This is a genomic window from Mycobacterium gastri (assembly GCF_002102175.1).
GTDB lineage: Bacteria > Actinomycetota > Actinomycetes > Mycobacteriales > Mycobacteriaceae > Mycobacterium > Mycobacterium gastri.
Genome location: NZ_LQOX01000095.1, coordinates 1 through 1747, shown reverse-complemented (window position 1 = coordinate 1747; position 1747 = coordinate 1). Strand labels below are relative to the sequence as shown.

Here is a 1747-nt window from a genome sequence, read left to right as displayed (position 1 = left end):
CATCACTGGCAAACGGGTGGTCCCATGACCGTGGCTAAACCCTGCTCAAACCGGTCCCATCACGGTGGCGGTCGACACCGGCCGCCGACGGATTCGGATCGGTGCGTTTTCGCGCCGAGGTGCCCGGCTCTGACGGCATCAATCCGCATGACCATTCGTACTATTACCATCGTGGGAGCGAGGCCTTGCACAGCATGGCCGACATCGCCTCCGGTCACGGCGACGCGCTGGAATCCGACGGCATGACGGTCCAACATCGCTATCAGGTGGGCAAGGTCAACATTCCGGGCGTGGGTCCGGTCGGCGTTGGCATACCCGGCACGCCTGCTGTCATTGACCCGGAGTGGGGCCGCCCGCCAGGATCTGTTACCGATGATCACGTTTTCGACGAACAACACCATCACTGAGCGGCAACGCGTGTGGTTACGGCAAGCAATGTTTGCCGTAACCGTAGTCGCCATTGTGGTGTTAGGAGGGTGTTCGCTGGTGCTTCCCAAACCGCAATCCTCGGGCTCGTCTAATCCCTTTGATGATTCGGCTCACCCCATGACCGACGATCAGACCAAGGCCCAGGTGATCGAGCCGGCCAAGCAACTCGTCGCCGCCGCGAACTTGCAAGGTGTCAGCGGTGGATTCTCGTTTGCCTCGTGCAACGACCAAGGCGATCCGCCCTATCAGGGGACAGTCACGATCACCTTCCTGATTCACGGCGAGCCGGACACCTACTTCCAGCAAATTCGGGCCGCGATGCTCTCCCACGGCTGGAACGCCGGCCCCCTCCGGGACAGCATCTGCACGGCACAACCCTGAATAAGAACGGCGTGAGGGCGAATATCAGCTTTCTGCCGTCCGACCACAGTTACGGACAAATCATCCTTGATGGCGAGTGCCGGAACACGACCGATCACCACCGTGATCCCGGTGCCGGACTCGATATCACCAATCAAATAACTGCGCCCTGAAGGCTCGGCTGCGCTGAGGACATCGCAGAACGCGTTCGCGAAGGGCTGAATTGATGCGGCGTGAGTTGGTTTGCCATGGGCGCCGCCCGGGCGGTGGTTCGAGGCGGCAAACCATTAGGCCGATCATGGCCATTTTGCACAGCGCTTGCGCGTTCGACCACCCAGCGGCGTGGCAACACCTCAAAGGTGTTTCGGCCCTTGGGTTTGCGCGCACTCTCCAATGCGATGCGAAATGTCGCGTGGCCCAGGCGACGAGCTTGCCTGCATAACCGTCGTCAGCCCACTGGATAGTTGTGCGGGGCGCGCTCGAGAATCCCGGCGCCCGCCGTCGCGGACTTGGATGCGTGCCGCGGTCACCAGCACAACGGATCAGCAGGCCCAGCGCGCCGACGACCATGCGACGCTTGCCTCCGTTGACCTTCTTGCCGACGTCATATCCGCGAGTGGCCCTGCTGACGGTGTCGGCGGCTTTGAGCGATTGCTCACGCGAGTGCGCACGTCGTTGCGGGTCGTGGGGAGGGAGTTGTGAGGTCGGCGGCGGTGCGGGTGTGGTTGTCGGCCTGGATTGTTCACGATGGCCGTTGCTGCGTTATCCGCGGACGAGTTTCTTGATGCCCCAAGGTGTTTGGGTTTCGATCCGGTGCTGGCAGGAACCGGGTCGGGCGGCCGACGCTAGTTGGTGGTCGGTGGTGGTTGGGGTTGGAAGGGTTCGTACCACCACCAGTCGGCGCGCTCGCCGGTGGGTCCGGGATAGGCTGCGACAGCGGGCGGGGGTTGGGTTGGTG

General features: G+C 62.7%; 1 protein-coding gene and 2 pseudogenes. 2 read left to right on the top strand and 1 reads right to left on the bottom strand.

Features of this window, described 5'->3' with window-relative positions:
- Positions 1 to 77: 77 nt before the first annotated feature.
- A pseudogene (locus AWC07_RS09650) lies at positions 78 to 407 on the top strand (putative alpha/beta hydrolase); the annotation flags it as partial.
- Positions 373 to 962 (top strand): annotated as a pseudogene (locus AWC07_RS29540) (hypothetical protein). The pseudogenes AWC07_RS09650 and AWC07_RS29540, both read left to right, overlap by 35 nt.
- A gap of 672 nt (positions 963 to 1634) precedes the next feature.
- On the opposite strand, the gene AWC07_RS28630 reads toward AWC07_RS29540, so the two are convergent.
- Positions 1635 to 1747 (bottom strand): hypothetical protein (locus AWC07_RS28630; RefSeq protein ID WP_244187544.1); only part of this gene is annotated, 113 nt, incomplete at its 5' end.